Genomic DNA, 15,560 nt, shown 5'->3' with positions numbered 1-15,560 from the left:
GGGACTCGCTCGGCCTGGCACCGAGTGCAGGAACGGGTGAGGAACGTGCCAGAGATCTCCGCTGACTCCGAGCTGCGGGACGTCGCCGAACAGATGTCGGCACAGGCCCGGACGTTCCTGTCGACGACGTCGCAGGTCGCCTCGGGAGGCTTCCCCGGCGCCGAGCTGTCCCTGCTGATCCTGGCGACGTCGGACCTGCTCGCCGCGGGCGCACGGTTGGCAGCGATCACCGACGTCGTCCCCGTCGAGCGCTTCGAGCCCGATGCCGGGCGCGAGACCGACATGGACCCGCTGCGGACCGCGCTGGCGCAGATGTTCGACGGGTTCGACGACTACGTGGAGGTGACCGACCCGGTGCTGAGCGCCGACGTCGCCCCGGCGACGCTCTCCGGCGACCTGGCCTGCGTCGCGGACGAGATCGCCAAGGGGCTGCAGCACTTCGACGACGGCCACGAGCTCGAGGGCCTGTGGTGGTGGCAGTTCAGCTACCTGTCGAGCTGGGGCGAGCGCGCCTCGTCGGGACTGCGGGTGCTCCAGGGCGTCCTCGGCCACCTGCGCCTCGACGTGGCGGACGACGTCGCCGCCGAGGCGGAGTACGACGCCCTGCACGCCTGACCGTCGGCCCCGGCGCCGGGTCGGGTCAGGCGACGCGGGTGCCCTTCGGGAGCCGCCGGGCGGGGATCTGCAGGCGCCGCACGGCCGTGACGACGCCGGCCGCGCCCAGCAGCACGTAGATCCCCAGGCCCCAGGGCCACACCGCCGACTCGCTCGGCCGCTGCTCCTCGACGGGCGAGGCGCCGGTGCCGTCGGCCCACATGCCGGAGCACCAGTCCTGCTCCGCCGCGGGACCGGTGCGGGCGTACCGGACCCCGTACTGGATCAGCGTCAACGGGTCGGCGGCGTAGTCGTACGCCTCCGGGTCGGCGAGCGGCTGGGCGTCCGCCACGATCACGAACGGGTTCGCCGCGAGGAGCCACCACGTGCGTTCGGAGTGCCAGACCTCCTGCGTGTGCGTGGTCCACTCGCACTCGGGCGGCTCGGTGTCCTCCCAGTCGTAGTCCGCCGGCACGTCCCAGGTGCGTACCGCCTCGGTGGTGGTCACCAGGGGCGCGCTGAGGCCGAAGAGCGCGAGGGACACGACCGACAGGCCACCCACGGTGAGGTAGGTGAGCACCGCGGAGCCGGAGGTCTTGGCGGTCAGCGCGGAGAACCCGAGGCCGACGGCGCAGACCACCCCGAGCACGACGGCGAGCACGAGCACCACGGACACCAGCGACCAGAAGGGCAGCCCGCCCACGGCGAACGCCCACACGACGAACGGCACGCTCGCGGCGAGGAACGCCAGCGCGGCCAGCCACGCCGCGAGCAGCTTGCCGACGACGATCTCGGCCGGGGTGAGCATCGTGGCCTGCAGCGTCGCGAGCGTCCCGGCCGCGCGGTCGCCGTTGATGGCGGGCGCGGTGAGCGCCGGTGCGACGAGGAGCCCGAGGAACAGCACGAAGAACACGACGACGCCGAACATCGTGCGGCCGGCACCGTCGGCGCCCAGCGACGGGTCGTCGAACAGCATGGCGATCGCGCCGGAGGTGAGCAGCGTGATCAGCCCCACCACCACGAACCACACGACGAGCGCGATCTTCCACCGCGTGGAGCGCACGCGCTGGCGCAGCTCGAGCTGCGCCACGGTCCGGACGCCCTGCCACGACAGCGACCAGTCGCTGGTGGGCACCGTGCGGGGACCGGTGCCCGACGGCGCGGCCTCCTGAGTCTCGACGCTCATCGCCGTTCCTCCTCGAGTCGCAGATATGCCTGTTCCAACGCTCCGCCGGCAGGCGCCAGGCTGACCACCGGCACGCCGGCGGAGACCGCGTCGCGCAGCAGCGCCGCGGCGGCCTCGTCGCCGTCGAGCTCGACCAGCGCGGTCCCGTCGTCCTCGAGCCGGGCCTCGGTCCCCGCCGTGGTGAGCCAGTCCGTCAGCAGCCCGGGCGAGAGCGCGGCGATCCGCCACGCCCGACGCTCGGCGGCGGCGTCGTCCACCGACTGCGACCGCACGGTGCGGCCCTGGGAGATGAAGACGGCGTCGTCGGCCATCTCGTCGAGCTCGGTGAGCACGTGCGAGCTGATGAGGATCGTCTTGCCCGCGGCGGCGAGCCGGCGCACGAGCTCGCGCAGGTCGACGCGCGAGCGGGGGTCGAGCCCGGAGGCGGGCTCGTCCAGGAGCAGCACGTCGGGGTCGTGGACCAGGGCCCGGGCGAGCCCGAGCCGCTGCTTCTGCCCGCGGGACAGCACGTGGGCGGGGGAGTCGGCCAGCTCGGTGAGGTGCACCAGCTCCAGCAGCTCGGCCGCGCGGCGGGCGCCGTCGTCGGGCGTCATCCGGTACGCGGCCGCGACGGTGACGAGCACCTCGCGCGCGGTCAGGGACTCCCAGGTGCCGAAGACGTCGGGCATCCAGCCGATCCGCGCGCGGGCGGCACGTCCGTGCGCGGCAGGGTCGACGCCGGCGACCCGGATCTCGCCGGCGTCGGGCGCCAGCAAGCCCGCCAGCATGAGCAGCAGCGTCGTCTTGCCGGACCCGTTGGGCCCCACGAGCGCCGTCACCCGGCCGGGCCGTGCCTCCAGCTCCACGTCCACCACCGCGTGCACGGCGCCGAACGCCCGTCGCACGCCGCGCGTGCTGATCCCACCACCGTCGTCGGTCATGGCGACGAACCTACGCGGTGCGCGAAGGCCCGGGCATCATCCTCCGGGATGATCTCTGACGTGCGACGACGTCCCGCCACCCCGGCGTCACCCGGCGTTCACCGCGCGGGCCCGGCGGCGCTACCGGCGCGCCCTAGCGTGCGACGCGATCCTGTCGTCTCACACCGGAGGCCCTCGTGCCCGTCCGTGGCATCCACCCACCCGCCGCTCGCGCCGTCGCCGTCGCGCTCGGGCTCACCCTCTGCGGCGCCGCGCTGACGCTGCCGGCCCGGGCCTCCGTGGTCGACGACCCGGTCGGCACGAGCGCCGAGGGCGCGGCGATCGACCTGCGCGCCCTCGGCAGCTACGAGACGGGCCTGTTCGACGAGTCCGGCGCGGAGATCGTGGCGTACCACGGCGGCTCCCAGCGCTTGTTCTCCGTCAACGCGCACGCCGGCGAGGTCACCGTGCTCGACGTCGCGGACCCGGCCGCGCCCACGAAGCTCTTCGCCCTGCAGACCACGGGTGTGGCGGCCGACGACGGCTCCACGGTGCCGGCCGGCGCCGTCGCCAACTCGGTGGCCGTGCGCGCGGACGGGCTGGTCGCCGTCGCCGTCGAGTCCGACCCCAAGACCGATGCCGGCTGGGTCGTCTTCTTCGACGCCGCTGCCGACGGGTCCGCGCTCGGCGCGGTCCGGGTGGGCGCGCTGCCGGACATGGTGACGTTCACCCCCGACGGCGCCCGTGCCGTCGTCGCCGACGAGGGCGAGCCGGACGACGACTACACCGTCGACCCCGAGGGGGACGTCGCCGTCGTCGACGTGCCCGACGGCGTGGCCGCGCCGTCGCAGGACGCCGTGCGGATCGCGGACTTCCACGCGTACGAGGCGGAGGGTGCGCTGCCCGCGGGGGTGCGGGTCTTCGCGGGCATCGAGGGGACCGACCACCCCGTCTCGCGCAACCTCGAGCCGGAGTACGTGGCCGTGTCGGCCGACTCGACCACCGCGTACGCCGTGCTGCAGGAGGCGAACGCCGTCGCCGTCGTCGACCTGGCCGGCGCCGAGGTGACCGAGATCTGGCCGCTGGGCGCCAAGGACTTCTCGATCGAGGGTCAGGGCATCGACCCCTCCGACGAGGACGGCGGGATCGACGTCCGGACGGTGCCCGTCCAGGGGCTGTACATGCCGGACGGGCTGAACGCGTACACCGCCGGGGGAGAGACCTACCTGGTGACCGCCAACGAGGGCGACGCCCGCGAGTGGGGCGACTACGAGGAGCCCGTGCGGATCAAGGACCTGGGCGAGGACGGCGTGGCGCCGCTCTGCGCGGACAGCCCCGTCGCGGGGCGCACGGCCGACGAGGACCTGGGCCGCCTCGACGTGTCGCGGGCCTCCGGGCTGCGTGCGGACGGCGAGTGCTACGAGGAGGTGTTCGCGTTCGGCGGCCGCTCCTTCTCGATCTGGACCACCGACGGCGAGCAGGTCTTCGACTCCGGCGACGACTTCGAGCGGATCACCGCCGAGGCCGCCCCCGGGAACTTCAACTCCGACCACGGCGAGTCCTCGTTCGAGTCCCGCTCGGACGCCAAGGGGCCCGAGCCGGAGAACATGGCGATCGGTGCGGTGGACGGGCGCACGTACGCGTTCGTCGGGCTCGAGCGCGTCGGCGGGGTGATGGTCTACGACGTCACCGACCCGGCGGCGGCGCAGTTCGTGCAGTACGTCAACAACCGCGACTTCTCCGTCTCCGCCGAGGACGCGATCGACGACGGCGCCTCACCGGCCGAGGCCGTCGCGGCCGCCGGCGACCTCGGCCCGGAGGGCCTCGCCTTCATCGCCGGCGACGACTCCCCGACCGGCGAGCCGATGCTCGCCGTCGGCAACGAGGTCTCCGGCTCCACCACGCTGTTCGCGATCGACGGCCCCGCCGCCACGCAGGTCCCGGCCCGTGGCGTCCTGACCGACGACAACGCGCACGACGGCGTCCGGGGCGGCGCGTACACCGTCTCCGTCGACCTGTGGTGGGGCCAGAGCGCCACCCAGGTGCGCCTGCTCGAGGACGGCGAGGTCGTCGCGACGCGGAACCTTGTCGACGCGACGCCGTCGGCCCAGCACGTCGAGTTCGACCTCACCGGGCGCACCGACGGCCGGTACACCTACACCTGCGAGCTGGTGAACGCGGCCGGCACCACCGACTGCCGCTCGCACACCGTCCGGGTCACGGACGCGGCCCCCGCCGCCCCGCGGCTCAGCCACGACAACCACGACAAGGACGGCGCGTACACCGTCTCCGCCGACCTGTGGTGGGGTACCAACGCGACCGGCTGGACCCTGTTCGAGGACGGCGAGCAGGTGGCGACCGGCGAGCTGACCGACGCGACGCCGTCGGCCCAGCACGTCGAGGTCCCGCTGACCGGCCGCGAGCCCGGCACGCACACGTACCGGATGGTGTTCACCAACGACCTCGGCGAGACCTCCAGCAAGGAGCTCACCGTCCGCGTGAGGTAGCCGCGACGCGAGAGGTCGCCGGTCTCCCCGCCGCGCGCGGTCGTCAGACGGGAAGCGCAGGGCGCGCAGCGCCCGTGAGCGCGACCGCGCACGGTGGGGACACCGGCGACCGGGGGTGACCACGTGCAAGGATTCGACGCGTGCTCGATCTCGACCTCACCACCATCCTGCTGCTCGTCCTGGCCGGCCTCGCGGCCGGCTGGGTCGACGCCGTCGTCGGTGGGGGCGGGCTGATCCAGCTCCCCGCGCTGCTGCTGGTGCCGGGCATCTCCCCGGTGCAGGCGCTCGCCACCAACAAGCTCGGCTCGATCATGGGCACCTCGGTCAGCTCGATCACGTACTACCGGCGGGTGGGGCCCGATCTCACGACGGCGGGGCCGATGGCGCTCGCGGCGCTCGTGGGCGCGTTCGGCGGCGCGGCGCTCGCCACGCAGATCCCGGCCGAGCTCTTCACGCCGATCATCCTGGTGGTGCTCATCGGTGTCGCGGCGTTCACGATCCTCAAGCCGCAGCTCGGTGCGCAGGACAACCTGCGCTGGGAGGGCAACCGGCACCGCTGGACGGCCGCGGGCATCGGGCTGGTCATCGGTGCGTACGACGGCCTGCTCGGGCCCGGGACGGGGACGTTCCTGGTGATCTCCCTGGTGAGCGTGCTCGGCTACGCGTTCCTGCCGGCGTCGGCCCTGGCCAAGATCGTCAACTTCGCGACGAACCTCGGGGCGCTGCTGTTCTTCGTGCCGCACGGCGCCGTGATCTGGGGGCTCGGTCTGGCGATGGGCGTGGCGAACCTGGTGGGCGGCTACGTCGGAGCGCGCATGGCCGTCGCGAAGGGGTCCGGGTTCGTGCGGGTCGTCTTCGTGGTGGTGGTCGGGGCGCTGATCTGCAAGCTCGGCTACGACGTCGTCACCGACCTCACGGCGTAGCACCGCGACGTGTGACGTCGTCCACACCGGTCGCGGGCGCCGGGCGCTACGATGGTCGGCGCACACACAAGACACCGGCGGGCCGTTGAGAGAGACGGTGGCCGGCAACAGAAAGGTTGCATGCATGGCACTGGTCGTGCAGAAGTACGGCGGGTCGTCCGTCTCGGACGCCCGCTCCATCAAGCGCGTGGCCAAGCGCATCGCCGAGGCCAAGCGCGCCGGCAACGACGTGGTCGTCGTGGTGAGCGCCATGGGCGACACCACGGACGAGCTCCTCGAGCTGGCCGACGAGATCAGCCCCAAGCCCCCGCAGCGCGAGATGGACATCCTGCTCACCGCCGGTGAGCGGATCTCGATGTCCCTCCTGGCGATGGCGATCGACAAGCTCGGGGTCAAGGCGAAGTCCTTCACCGGCCAGCAGGCCGGTCTCCTGACGGACGCGGTGCACGGCAAGGCCCGCATCGTCGACGTCGTCCCGCACCGGATCCGCCAGACCCTCTCCAAGGGTCAGGTCGCGATCGTGGCCGGATTCCAGGGCGTCAGCACCTCCAACGACGTCACCACGCTCGGTCGTGGTGGCTCGGACACGACGGCGGTCGCGCTGGCCGCCGGGCTCGACGCGGACGTCTGCGAGATCTACACCGACGTCGACGGCATCTTCAGCGCCGACCCGCGCATCGTGCCGGGTGCCCGCAAGATCGACAAGGTCACCTACGAGGAGATGCTCGAGCTGGCCGCCTCCGGCGCCAAGGTCCTCGCCCTGCGTGCCGTCGAGTACGCGCGCCGGTACGACGTGCCGGTGCACGTGCGCAGCTCGTTCTCGGGCAAGACCGGCACGCTCGTGACCGGCACCCACGGAGATCTCATCGACCCGAACGCCAGCACCGGTGACCAGGAGGAAGCCATGGAAGACCCGATCATCTCGGGCGTCGCCCACGACAGCAGCGAGGCCAAGATCACCGTCGTCGGCGTCCCCGACACGCTCGGTCAGGCCGCCCGCATCTTCGAGGTGGTGGCGGGTGCCGGCGCGAACATCGACATGATCGTGCAGAACGTCTCGGTCGCCGCGACGGGCCGCACGGACATCTCGTTCACGCTGCCGCACGGCGACGTGCGCTCGACCGTGGCCGCGCTCAACGCCGTGAAGTCGGAGCTCAAGTTCGACGAGCTGCAGATCGACGACGAGATCGGCAAGGTCTCGCTCGTCGGCGCCGGCATGAAGTCGCACCCCGGCATCTCGGCGCGCCTCTTCGGCGCGCTGCGCGACGCCGGGATCAACATCGAGATGATCTCCACCTCGGAGATCCGCATCTCGGTGGTCACCCGCGCGGACTCGCTGGACGACGCGGTGCGGGCCATCCACACCGCGTTCGGCCTGGACTCCTCCGAGGGCGAGGCCGTGGTCTACGCCGGGACGGGGCGGTGATCGGCTGATGGCTGTCATCAACTCCCAGGGCGTCGACGTCGCCGTGGTCGGCGCGACCGGCCAGGTCGGTGCCGTCATCCGCCGGCTCCTGTCCGAGCGCGGGTTCCCCGTCAAGGAGCTGCGCCTCTTCGCCTCGGCACGGTCGGCCGGCTCGGTCATCACGTACGAGGGCGTCGAGGTCACGGTCGAGGACGTCGCGGCCACGCCGACGGCGGAGCTCGCCGACATCGACATCGCCCTGTTCTCCGCAGGTGGGGGGACGTCGCGCGAGCACGCCCCGCGCTTCGCCGAGGCGGGCGCCGTCGTCGTCGACAACTCCTCCGCGTGGCGCCTCGACCCCGAGGTGCCGCTGGTGGTCTCCGAGGTGAACCCGGAGGCGATCGCCGACGCGGCCAAGGGCATCATCGCCAACCCGAACTGCACCACCATGGCCGCGATGCCGGTGCTCAAGCCGCTGGCCGCCGAGGCCGGGCTGGAGCGCCTGCGGGTCGCCACCTACCAGGCGGTGTCCGGGTCGGGGCTCGGCGGCGTCAAGGAGCTCGCCGACCAGGCGCGTGCCGCCGTCGCCGGCGACCTCGAGGGCCTGACGCACGCAGGTGACGCGGTGCAGCTCCCGGAGCCGGAGAAGTACGTGGCGCCGATCGCGTTCGACGTGATCGCGCTGGCCGGCTCGATCGTCGACGACGGTTCCGAGGAGACGGACGAGGAGCAGAAGCTCCGCAACGAGTCCCGCAAGATCCTCGGGTTGCCGGACCTCGCCGTGGCCGGGACCTGCGTGCGCGTGCCGGTGTTCACCGGGCACTCGCTGGCCATCCACGCCGAGTTCGGCGCCGCGATCACCCCGGACCGGGCTCGCGAGCTGCTGGCCGACGCCCCCGGCGTCGAGCTGGCGGACGTGCCGACGCCGCTGCGCGCGGCCGGCGCCGACCCGTCGTTCGTGGGCCGCATCCGCGTGGACCAGTCGGTCCCGGGGGGCCGCGGTCTGGTGATGTTCGTGTCGAACGACAACCTGCGCAAGGGCGCGGCGCTGAACGCCGTGCAGATCGCGGAGATCGTCGCCGGCGACCTCGCCGAGCTCTCGACGTACGACGAGCTCGAGGCCGCCGCCGCCGACGCCTGATGCCGAGGTAGTGCGGCTCACGCTGAGGTAGTGCAGAACTCGGCGAGGTAGCAACGCAGGGCCGCGGTGGGACTCGTCCCGCCGCGGCCCTGCGGCGTCCCTGCACCGACTCGTGGGCAGCTGCGTCTCAGGGCGCCGCGGCGTCCAGCACGTCGGCCAGGTCCGCCCCGGCCCGCAGCAGCGCCACCGACCGTGTCGCGATGCCGGTCAGCCGCGCCCGCAGCGCGGCCTCCGCCTCGGACGGGTCGCCGAGCCCGCGCAGCGCCGCCATGGTCCGGGCGACGGCGGGGATCGGGTAGCCCGCCGCACGCAGTGCCGCGACGATCCGCGCGGCCCGGACAGCGTCGACGTCGAAGACGCGGGCTCGCAGCGACCCGACCCGTTCGGGCTCGACGAGCCCCTCGGCCTCCCAGTGCCGCAGGGTCGACCTCCGCACACCGAGCGCGGCGGCGAGCTCGGTGATGGTCAGGACGTCGCGCGGCCCACCCTCTGCCGGTTCCGCGGAGATGGCCTCGAGCGCCCGCAGCGCCTGGAGGGTCGAGGTGCGTTCCGCGGCGAGCCCGGCATGCAGGGCGGTGATCGTTGCGGCGGCGTCGGGCAGCGTCGCCTCCCACAGCCCGGCCAGGGTGCGGCGTGCGACGACCGGCCCGACGGCGGCGGCGAGCCCCCGGTAGGCGCGTACCGCCTGGACGTGGAGCGGTCGATACTGCCGGTAGCCGTTGGCAGCCCGTTCGGCCGGCGGGACGATGCCGAGCCGCTCGAGGTCTCGCACCTGCTGCACGGAGTAGCCCGTGGCCCGGGCGACGTCGTCGGTCCGCAACGCTCGTTCCTTCCGCAACCCCACAGAAGCACTTCAAGGCGACGCTTGAACCATGAGTATGGACCAGATCATCAGCGCGGTGCGCGGGTTCGACGGCGCGCTCGTCCTTCAGCCCCGGCCCGACGACGGCACCCCGGACATCGCCTGGGGCGACGCGTTCTTCTACTACGCCCCCGACGGCCAGGTGCCGACCACCGTGCAGCCCTACGGCACGATCGTCACGAAGAACTACCCCGACGACACCACTTGCGACCTCGACGAGCCCGGCCGGTGGCGGGTCAACGTCCAGGTGGGGCGGGACCGGGTCCACGAGCTCGTCGAGCACGTCCCGGCGTCGCGCCGCGTGCCGACGGACACCTGGACGCGGCATCCGGTGTACGGAGACCTGGGGTGGGTGTGCGTCGTCGACCCGGCCGAGCGCACCACCCCGGCGGTGCTGGCCCTGCTGCGCGACGCGCACTCCGCGGCCCGACGCCGGTACGAGCGGCGCCGCGCGTCACGCCGCTGAGGCGCCGGGCGCTCGACGCGCGGGCACCAGGACGACCCGCTTGACTGGCGAGCATGGTCACGATCGGGTTCCACGCCTCGCACGAACAGATCGCTCCCGGACCGCTGCTCGCCGCGACGCGACGGGCCCAGGACGCCGGGTTCGACGCCGCCACGTGCTCGGACCACCTGACGCCCTGGAGCGTCCGGCAGGGCGAGTCCGGCTATGCCTGGTCGTGGCTCGGCGCCGCGCTCGCCACGACGGAGCTGCCGTTCGGCGTCGTCACGGCACCCGGCCAGCGGTACCACCCGGCCGTCGCCGCGCAGGCGGTGGCGACGCTGGCCGCGATGTTCCCCGGCCGGTTCTGGGCGGCGCTCGGCTCCGGCGAGGCGATGAACGAGCACGTCACGGGTGACCGGTGGCCGACCAAGCCGGAGCGTGACGCGCGGCTGCGCGAGTGCGTCGAGGTGATGCGGGCGCTGCTCGCCGGGCAGGAGGTCACCCACCACGGGCTCGTGACGGTCGACCGGGCCCGGGTCTGGTCGCTGCCCGAGGTACCGCCGCGACTGGTCGGTGCCGCGGTCACCCCCGCCACGGCCCGCCGCCACGCGGACTGGGCGGACGGCCTCGTCACGGTCAACCAGCCGGCCGAGACGCTGCGCCGCGTCGTCGGGGAGTACCGCGACGCCGGTGGCCGCGGTGCCCTGGCGCTCCAGGTCCACGTCGCGTGGGGGCCGGACGACGAGGCGGCGTTCGCCGTCGCGCACGACCAGTGGCGGTCCAACCTGCTGCCGCCGTCCGTGAGCTGGGACCTGGAGACGCCGCAGCAGTACGACGCGATCGCCGACCTGGTCCGTCCCGAGCAGGTGCGGGGGACCGTCCTGGTCGAGCACGACCCGCAGCGCCTGGCCGACCGGGTCGGCGAGCTCGTCGCCTGCGGGTTCGACGAGGTCTACCTGCACCACGTCGGCCAGGAGCAGGACGGGTTCCTCGACGTCGCCGCCGAGACGCTCCTGCCGCGGCTGCGGGAGGTGGCGGCATGAGGATCCGCGACACCGGCGACCTGTGGTGGAAGAACGCCGTCGTCTACTGCCTCGACGTGGAGACGTACCTCGACTGGAACGACGACGGCGTGGGCGACTTCCCGGGCCTGCTGCAACGGATCGACCATCTTGCCGACCTCGGCGTCACCTGCCTGTGGCTCATGCCGTTCTACCCGACGGCCGACCTCGACGACGGCTACGACGTGACCGACTTCCTCGGGGTCGACCCCCGGCTCGGTGACGTCGGCGACGTCGTCGAGCTGGTGCGGACCGCGCGGGACCGTGGCATCCGGGTCGTCGTGGACCTGGTGGTGAACCACACCTCGGACCGGCACCCGTGGTTCCGCGCCGCCCGGCGCTCGACGAGCTCGCCCTTCCGGGACTACTACGTGTGGCGCCAGGACGAGCCGCCGTCCACGAAGGACCAGGTGGTGTTCCCGGACGAGGAGGACGGGATCTGGACCCTCGACGACGCGACCGGCGAGTGGTACCGCCACCGCTTCTACTCCCACCAGCCGGACCTCAACACGGCGAACCCGGCGGTGCGGGACGCCATCGCGAAGACGATCGGGTTCTGGCTGGAGCTCGGCATCGCGGGCTTCCGGGTCGACGCCGTCCCGTTCGCCCTCTCGGACGTCGCCGCGCGGCCCGGCGACGCCATCGAGGACCCGCACGACTTCCTGCGCACGCTGCGAGCCTTCGTCGGCCGCCGGTCCGGCGAGGCCGTCCTCATGGGCGAGGTGAACCTGCCCTACGCGGACCAGGCGCTGTACTTCGGCGACACGTCCCCCGGGGACGGCGACAGCGGTACCGAGGTCTCCGAGCTGACGCTCCAGTTCGACTTCAACGCCATGCAGGCGATGTACCTGTCGCTCGCCCGGGCCGACGCCGGCCCGTTGGCGGCGGCGCTGCGCTCGCGTCCGACGATCCCGCACGACGCGCAGTGGGCGACGTTCGTGCGCAACCACGACGAGCTCACCCTCGACAAGCTCACGCTCGAGGAGCGGCAGGAGGTCTTCGACGCCTTCGGCCCCGAGGAGTCGATGCAGCTCTACGGGCGCGGGCTGCGCCGTCGGCTGCCGCCGATGCTGAACGGCGACCCGCGCCGCGTCCGGATGGTCTACTCGCTGCTCTTCTCGCTCCCGGGCACGCCGGTGCTGTACTACGGCGAGGAGATCGGGATGGGGGAGAACCTCGAGGCGCCGGGACGGCTCGCCGTCCGCACGCCCATGCAGTGGTCGCCGGAGCGGCACGGTGGTTTCTCGCACGCGCCGGCACGGCGGTTCCCGACGCCGCTGCCGGGCGACGGCTGGGCGCCGGAGCACGTGAACGTGGCCGACCAGCGCCGGGACCCGGACTCGCTGCTGTCGTTCATCCGGCTCCTCACGCACCGCTACCGGGAGTGCCCCGAGCTCGGCTGGGGCACCCCGGAGGTGCTCGACCAGCCGTCGGCCGCGGTGCTCGCGCACCGCACGACCTGGCAGGACGCCTCGATGGTCACGGTGCACAACCTGTCCCCGGACCCGGTGGTCGTGGACCTGTCGCTCGGTGACCTGCCGGAGGAAACCCGGCTGGTGGACCTCCTCGACCACGACGACTGCGAGCCGGGTCCGGACGGTGCGGCCCAGGTGCGCCTGGACGGGTACGGCTACCGCTGGCTGCGGGTCGTGGTGCCGGGGGCGCGGCGCCTGCTGTGAGGTCGGGGCGCCGGCCGACGGCGGGCGCCACCACCACGATCGCCGCCGCGGCGAGCACGTGCCAGGCGCTGTGCCCCCACACCGGGACGAACCCGACGAGCGCTCCGACGCCGAGGACGACGACGGCGGTGAGCAGCCGGGCACGCAGCGCCGGCCGCGCCGCGGCGCGCGCGAGGACCGCTACGACCGCGAGGGCCGACGCCGTCCCCTGCGCCACGATCGACGCCGCGGGGGAGAGCGCGGCGAGCGCCACGTCGGCGAGCGTGGGGGCCAGCCACCACCAGGTGCGCAGGCGGCGGCCGGTGAGGTCGGCGAAGGCGTCGGCGGCGACGAGTGCGTAGGTGCCCAGCAGGGGCGGGTCGTGGACCAGCGGGTTCCAGGACGGTGCCGGGCCGTGCTGGATCACGGACCCCACGCCGACGAGCACCGCCAGCACGCCGAGCGCGGCCCGGCTGCGTGCCGCCTCGGCGGCCCGGCTGCGTGCCGCCTCGGCGTGCCGGTCCGCCGGGCCGGGGTACCGCCGTCGGGCCACGATCCAGGCGCCCGCGAGGACGAACGCGAGGCTCGACCAGGTGTCCATGTCTCCAGTCAACGCCGGGCGCGGTGCGTCCACCAGGGGTTGACGACGTCGAACCCCTGTGGTTCATTAGTCAAGTAACGAACCATAGGACCACAGCACCGTGAGGAGGGCCGCATGTTCGACGGGCCCGAGCCGATCTACGTCCAGATCGCGCAGATGATCCGGTCGCAGGTCCTCGCCGGGGAGCTCGCGGAAGAGGAGCAGGTCATGTCCACCACCCAGTTCGCGACGACGTTCCGGATCAACCCCGCCACCGCGGCCAAGGCGTTCACCGGACTCGTCGAGGAGGGCGTGCTCTACAAGCGCCGGGGGCTGGGGATGTTCGTCGCCCCCGGCGCCCGTGAGCGCCTCCTCGACCAGCACCGCCAGGCGTACTACGACGACGTCCTGGCCCCCGCGCTCGCCCAGGCGGCCGTGCTCGGCATCCCCACCGAGGAGATCGTCGCCTACATCACCGGCTCGGACGGCACCGACGGTGCCGCCCACCAGACCACTCAGGAGAAGTCATGACCCCGGAGCCCTTCGGCGCCCGGCTGGACGACGTCGTCGTCCGGTTCGGCAAGCAGCGCCGGATGACCGTCGACGGCACGACGTTCAAGGACGACGCGACCGTCGCGCTCGCCGGCGTGGACCTCACCATCCGTCCGGGCGTGATCACGGGGGTCCTCGGACGCAACGGCGCCGGCAAGTCCACGCTGCTCACGCTGCTCGCGGCCTTCAACCGGCCCACCTCGGGCACCGTGCGTCTCGGGCCCGACGGCGTCTCTCCCGACACGTGGGAGGACCCGTGGGAGAACCCGTGGGTCACCTCCAACGTCCAGCTGGTGCGCGAGTCCGGTGACCTGCAGGACGACGAGAAGCTGTCCGAGACGCTCAGGTACTACGCCGACCTGCGCCCCTGCTGGGACGCCGACCTCGCGGCCCGGCTCCTCGACATGTTCGAGGTGAACCCCCGCAAGAAGCCCGCCGCGCTCTCCCGCGGCAAGAGGTCCGCCGTCGGCGCCACCATCGGGCTGGCCGCCCGGGCGCCGCTGACGATCTTCGACGAGGTCTACCTGGGGATGGACGCACCGACGCGGTACGCGTTCTACGACGAGATCCTCGCCGACTACGCCGAGCACCCCCGCACCATCCTGCTCTCCAGCCACCTGGTCGAGGAGGTGGAGCGGCTCTTCGAGGACGTGATCGTCCTGGACCGCGGCGGGGTGCTCCTCGCCGAGACCGCCGAGGAGATGGGCCGGCGCGGCTTCAGCCTCACGGGGCCGGCGTCCGCCGTCGAACGGCTCGCCGGCGACCGCCGGGTGCTGCACCGTCAGCAGCTCGGCGGCACGCTGCAGGTCACGCTCGAGGGAGCGCCCGACGACGGCGAGGCCACCGCCGCGCGGGCGGCGGGCGTCGAGCTCGGCGCGCTCCCGCTGCAGGACCTGTTCGTGCGGCTCACCGACCCGGCCCGGTCGGAGCGGCCCGCCGCAGGGCGGCCCGCCGTGACGGAGACGGACCGATGAGCGCGCCCGCCGTCCTGGACCGGTCGGCGTTCGCCGCGCAGGCGCAGTCCCGGGCCGTCCGTCGCGTCCAACGCTCCGTCACCTCCGCCGTCGTCGTGATCGGTGCCGGGTTCTGGGTCGTCTACGCCGTCGTGGCCGTCGTGGTGCCGCTGATCGTGCGCAACGCCGGGAACCAGATGGACGCCGGCGTGCTGTCCGCCGCCGACTACATCGCCCGCTGGGTCGCGTTCGGCACCTCCGTCGCGATGTTCGCCACCATCCTGCGCCCGCACCTGGCGGCTGGCGGGACGCGCGGCGCCCTGCGTACGGGCGCCGTGCGCGCCGCCGCGATCACCGGCCTCGTCTACGGGCTGCTGAAGGCCCTCGCGCTGCTCGGCGAGCGCGCCTACTTCGAGGCGCTGGGCTGGCCCTGGCAACGCCTGGACGGCGGGGCGCTGGAACTGACCGATCTCGGCGACTTCGCCCTCACGGCGCTCGCCGAGGCGGTCGTCACCGCGGTCTACCTGCTCGTGGGCTGCGCCGTCGTCGCGGGGTACCAGACGCACGGCGTGTGGCGCGGGACCGCCCTGCTGCTGCCGGGGATCGCCCTGCTCGCGCTCGTCGAGCTCGCCACCCTCAGCGGCAGCACCGCCGACCTGCTCGGCCACCTGGTCACGGTCGACGGGGCGGCTGCCGCCGGCCGGCTGCTCGCCGGGCTCGCCGTCGTCGCGCTCGCGGCCGCGTGGCTGCACCTGCGGCTGCGCAACCTCCGACTCCGCCCGACGAGGTGACCA

General features: G+C 73.3%; 14 protein-coding genes. 11 read left to right on the top strand and 3 right to left on the bottom strand.

Annotated elements, in window-relative coordinates; genetic code table 11:
- Positions 1-45: 45 nt before the first annotated feature.
- Positions 46-615 carry a DUF5063 domain-containing protein gene (locus tag BCL65_RS06520; protein WP_258176896.1) on the top strand — a complete coding sequence of 190 codons (570 nt, stop codon included), beginning with the start codon at positions 46-48 and terminating at the stop codon, positions 613-615.
- Between the two features lie 25 nt (positions 616-640).
- On the opposite strand, the gene BCL65_RS06515 is transcribed toward BCL65_RS06520, so the two are convergent.
- Both BCL65_RS06515 and BCL65_RS06510 read right to left on the bottom strand, forming a co-directional pair.
- Positions 641-1,780 carry an ABC transporter permease gene (locus tag BCL65_RS06515; protein WP_106266300.1) on the bottom strand — a complete coding sequence of 380 codons (1,140 nt, stop codon included), beginning with the start codon at positions 1,778-1,780 and terminating at the stop codon, positions 641-643.
- Positions 1,777-2,700, bottom strand: coding sequence for an ABC transporter ATP-binding protein (locus BCL65_RS06510; RefSeq protein WP_106266298.1), 924 nt, complete (start codon positions 2,698-2,700; stop codon positions 1,777-1,779). Before BCL65_RS06510 ends, BCL65_RS06515 begins: the two co-directional genes overlap by 4 nt.
- Positions 2,701-2,876: 176 nt before the next feature.
- On the opposite strand from BCL65_RS06510, the gene BCL65_RS06505 reads away from it, so the two are divergent.
- The 4 genes from BCL65_RS06505 to BCL65_RS06490 all read left to right on the top strand — a co-directional run bounded on the left by BCL65_RS06505 (position 2,877) and on the right by BCL65_RS06490 (position 8,655).
- Positions 2,877-5,186, top strand: a complete 2,310-nt coding sequence (locus tag BCL65_RS06505) for a choice-of-anchor I family protein (RefSeq protein ID WP_125206499.1) — start codon at positions 2,877-2,879, stop codon at positions 5,184-5,186.
- A gap of 140 nt (positions 5,187-5,326) precedes the next feature.
- Positions 5,327-6,109: a TSUP family transporter gene (locus BCL65_RS06500; RefSeq protein WP_106266297.1), complete on the top strand. Its 783-nt coding sequence runs from the start codon at positions 5,327-5,329 to the stop codon at positions 6,107-6,109.
- Positions 6,110-6,233: 124 nt separating this feature from the next.
- Entirely contained in the window at positions 6,234-7,535 is a 1,302-nt protein-coding gene (locus BCL65_RS06495; protein ID WP_106266295.1) for an aspartate kinase, read from the top strand.
- A 7-nt stretch (positions 7,536-7,542) separates the two neighbouring features.
- On the top strand, positions 7,543-8,655 hold the full coding sequence (locus BCL65_RS06490) for an aspartate-semialdehyde dehydrogenase (protein WP_106266294.1): 1,113 nt from the start codon (positions 7,543-7,545) through the stop codon (positions 8,653-8,655).
- Positions 8,656-8,782: 127 nt separating this feature from the next.
- On the opposite strand, the gene BCL65_RS06485 is transcribed toward BCL65_RS06490, so the two are convergent.
- On the bottom strand, positions 8,783-9,475 hold the full coding sequence (locus BCL65_RS06485; protein ID WP_106266292.1) for a MerR family transcriptional regulator: 693 nt from the start codon (positions 9,473-9,475) through the stop codon (positions 8,783-8,785).
- Positions 9,476-9,527: 52 nt separating this feature from the next.
- Here BCL65_RS06485 and BCL65_RS06480 point away from each other — a divergent pair, with 52 nt between their 5' ends.
- The 6 genes from BCL65_RS06480 to BCL65_RS06445 all read left to right on the top strand — a co-directional run bounded on the left by BCL65_RS06480 (position 9,528) and on the right by BCL65_RS06445 (position 15,557).
- The gene (locus BCL65_RS06480; RefSeq protein ID WP_207767680.1) at positions 9,528-9,983 is read left to right on the top strand and encodes a DUF6194 family protein; all 456 of its coding nucleotides are present in this window, start codon (positions 9,528-9,530) and stop codon (positions 9,981-9,983) included.
- 53 nt (positions 9,984-10,036) lie between these two features.
- Positions 10,037-11,005, top strand: coding sequence for a TIGR03885 family FMN-dependent LLM class oxidoreductase (locus BCL65_RS06475; RefSeq protein WP_106266288.1), 969 nt, complete (start codon positions 10,037-10,039; stop codon positions 11,003-11,005).
- Entirely contained in the window at positions 11,002-12,702 is a 1,701-nt protein-coding gene (locus BCL65_RS06470; RefSeq protein WP_106266286.1) for an alpha-amylase family protein, read from the top strand. The genes BCL65_RS06475 and BCL65_RS06470 overlap by 4 nt, the downstream gene beginning before the upstream one ends.
- 694 nt (positions 12,703-13,396) lie before the next feature.
- Entirely contained in the window at positions 13,397-13,792 is a 396-nt protein-coding gene (locus tag BCL65_RS06455) for a GntR family transcriptional regulator (protein ID WP_106266281.1), read from the top strand.
- The gene (locus BCL65_RS06450; protein ID WP_106266279.1) at positions 13,789-14,787 is read left to right on the top strand and encodes an ATP-binding cassette domain-containing protein; all 999 of its coding nucleotides are present in this window, start codon (positions 13,789-13,791) and stop codon (positions 14,785-14,787) included. The genes BCL65_RS06455 and BCL65_RS06450 overlap by 4 nt, the downstream gene beginning before the upstream one ends.
- Positions 14,784-15,557 (top strand): hypothetical protein, encoded by a 774-nt coding sequence (locus BCL65_RS06445; RefSeq protein ID WP_106266278.1) that lies wholly within the window; start codon positions 14,784-14,786, stop codon positions 15,555-15,557. The genes BCL65_RS06450 and BCL65_RS06445 overlap by 4 nt, the downstream gene beginning before the upstream one ends.
- The last annotated feature ends 3 nt before the right edge of the window (positions 15,558-15,560 follow it).

It is taken from the genome of Isoptericola halotolerans, from assembly GCF_003003075.1.
GTDB classification, from domain to species: domain Bacteria; phylum Actinomycetota; class Actinomycetes; order Actinomycetales; family Cellulomonadaceae; genus Isoptericola; species Isoptericola halotolerans_A.
This window is presented reverse-complemented; position numbering and strand designations above follow the sequence as displayed.

Excerpts from the sequence above, each read along its gene's own strand:
- BCL65_RS06495 (WP_106266295.1), top strand. The coding sequence starts at position 6,234 with ATGGCACTGGTCGTGCAGAAGTACGGCGGGTCGTCCGTCTCGGACGCC.
- BCL65_RS06480 (WP_207767680.1), top strand. The coding sequence starts at position 9,528 with ATGAGTATGGACCAGATCATCAGCGCGGTGCGCGGGTTCGACGGCGCG.
- BCL65_RS06455 (WP_106266281.1), top strand. The coding sequence starts at position 13,397 with ATGTTCGACGGGCCCGAGCCGATCTACGTCCAGATCGCGCAGATGATC.
- BCL65_RS06515 (WP_106266300.1), bottom strand. The coding sequence starts at position 1,780 with ATGAGCGTCGAGACTCAGGAGGCCGCGCCGTCGGGCACCGGTCCCCGC.
- BCL65_RS06510 (WP_106266298.1), bottom strand. The coding sequence starts at position 2,700 with ATGACCGACGACGGTGGTGGGATCAGCACGCGCGGCGTGCGACGGGCG.
- BCL65_RS06490 (WP_106266294.1), top strand. The coding sequence starts at position 7,543 with ATGGCTGTCATCAACTCCCAGGGCGTCGACGTCGCCGTGGTCGGCGCG.
- BCL65_RS06450 (WP_106266279.1), top strand. The coding sequence starts at position 13,789 with ATGACCCCGGAGCCCTTCGGCGCCCGGCTGGACGACGTCGTCGTCCGG.
- BCL65_RS06475 (WP_106266288.1), top strand. The coding sequence starts at position 10,037 with ATGGTCACGATCGGGTTCCACGCCTCGCACGAACAGATCGCTCCCGGA.
- BCL65_RS06470 (WP_106266286.1), top strand. The coding sequence starts at position 11,002 with ATGAGGATCCGCGACACCGGCGACCTGTGGTGGAAGAACGCCGTCGTC.
- BCL65_RS06445 (WP_106266278.1), top strand. The coding sequence starts at position 14,784 with ATGAGCGCGCCCGCCGTCCTGGACCGGTCGGCGTTCGCCGCGCAGGCG.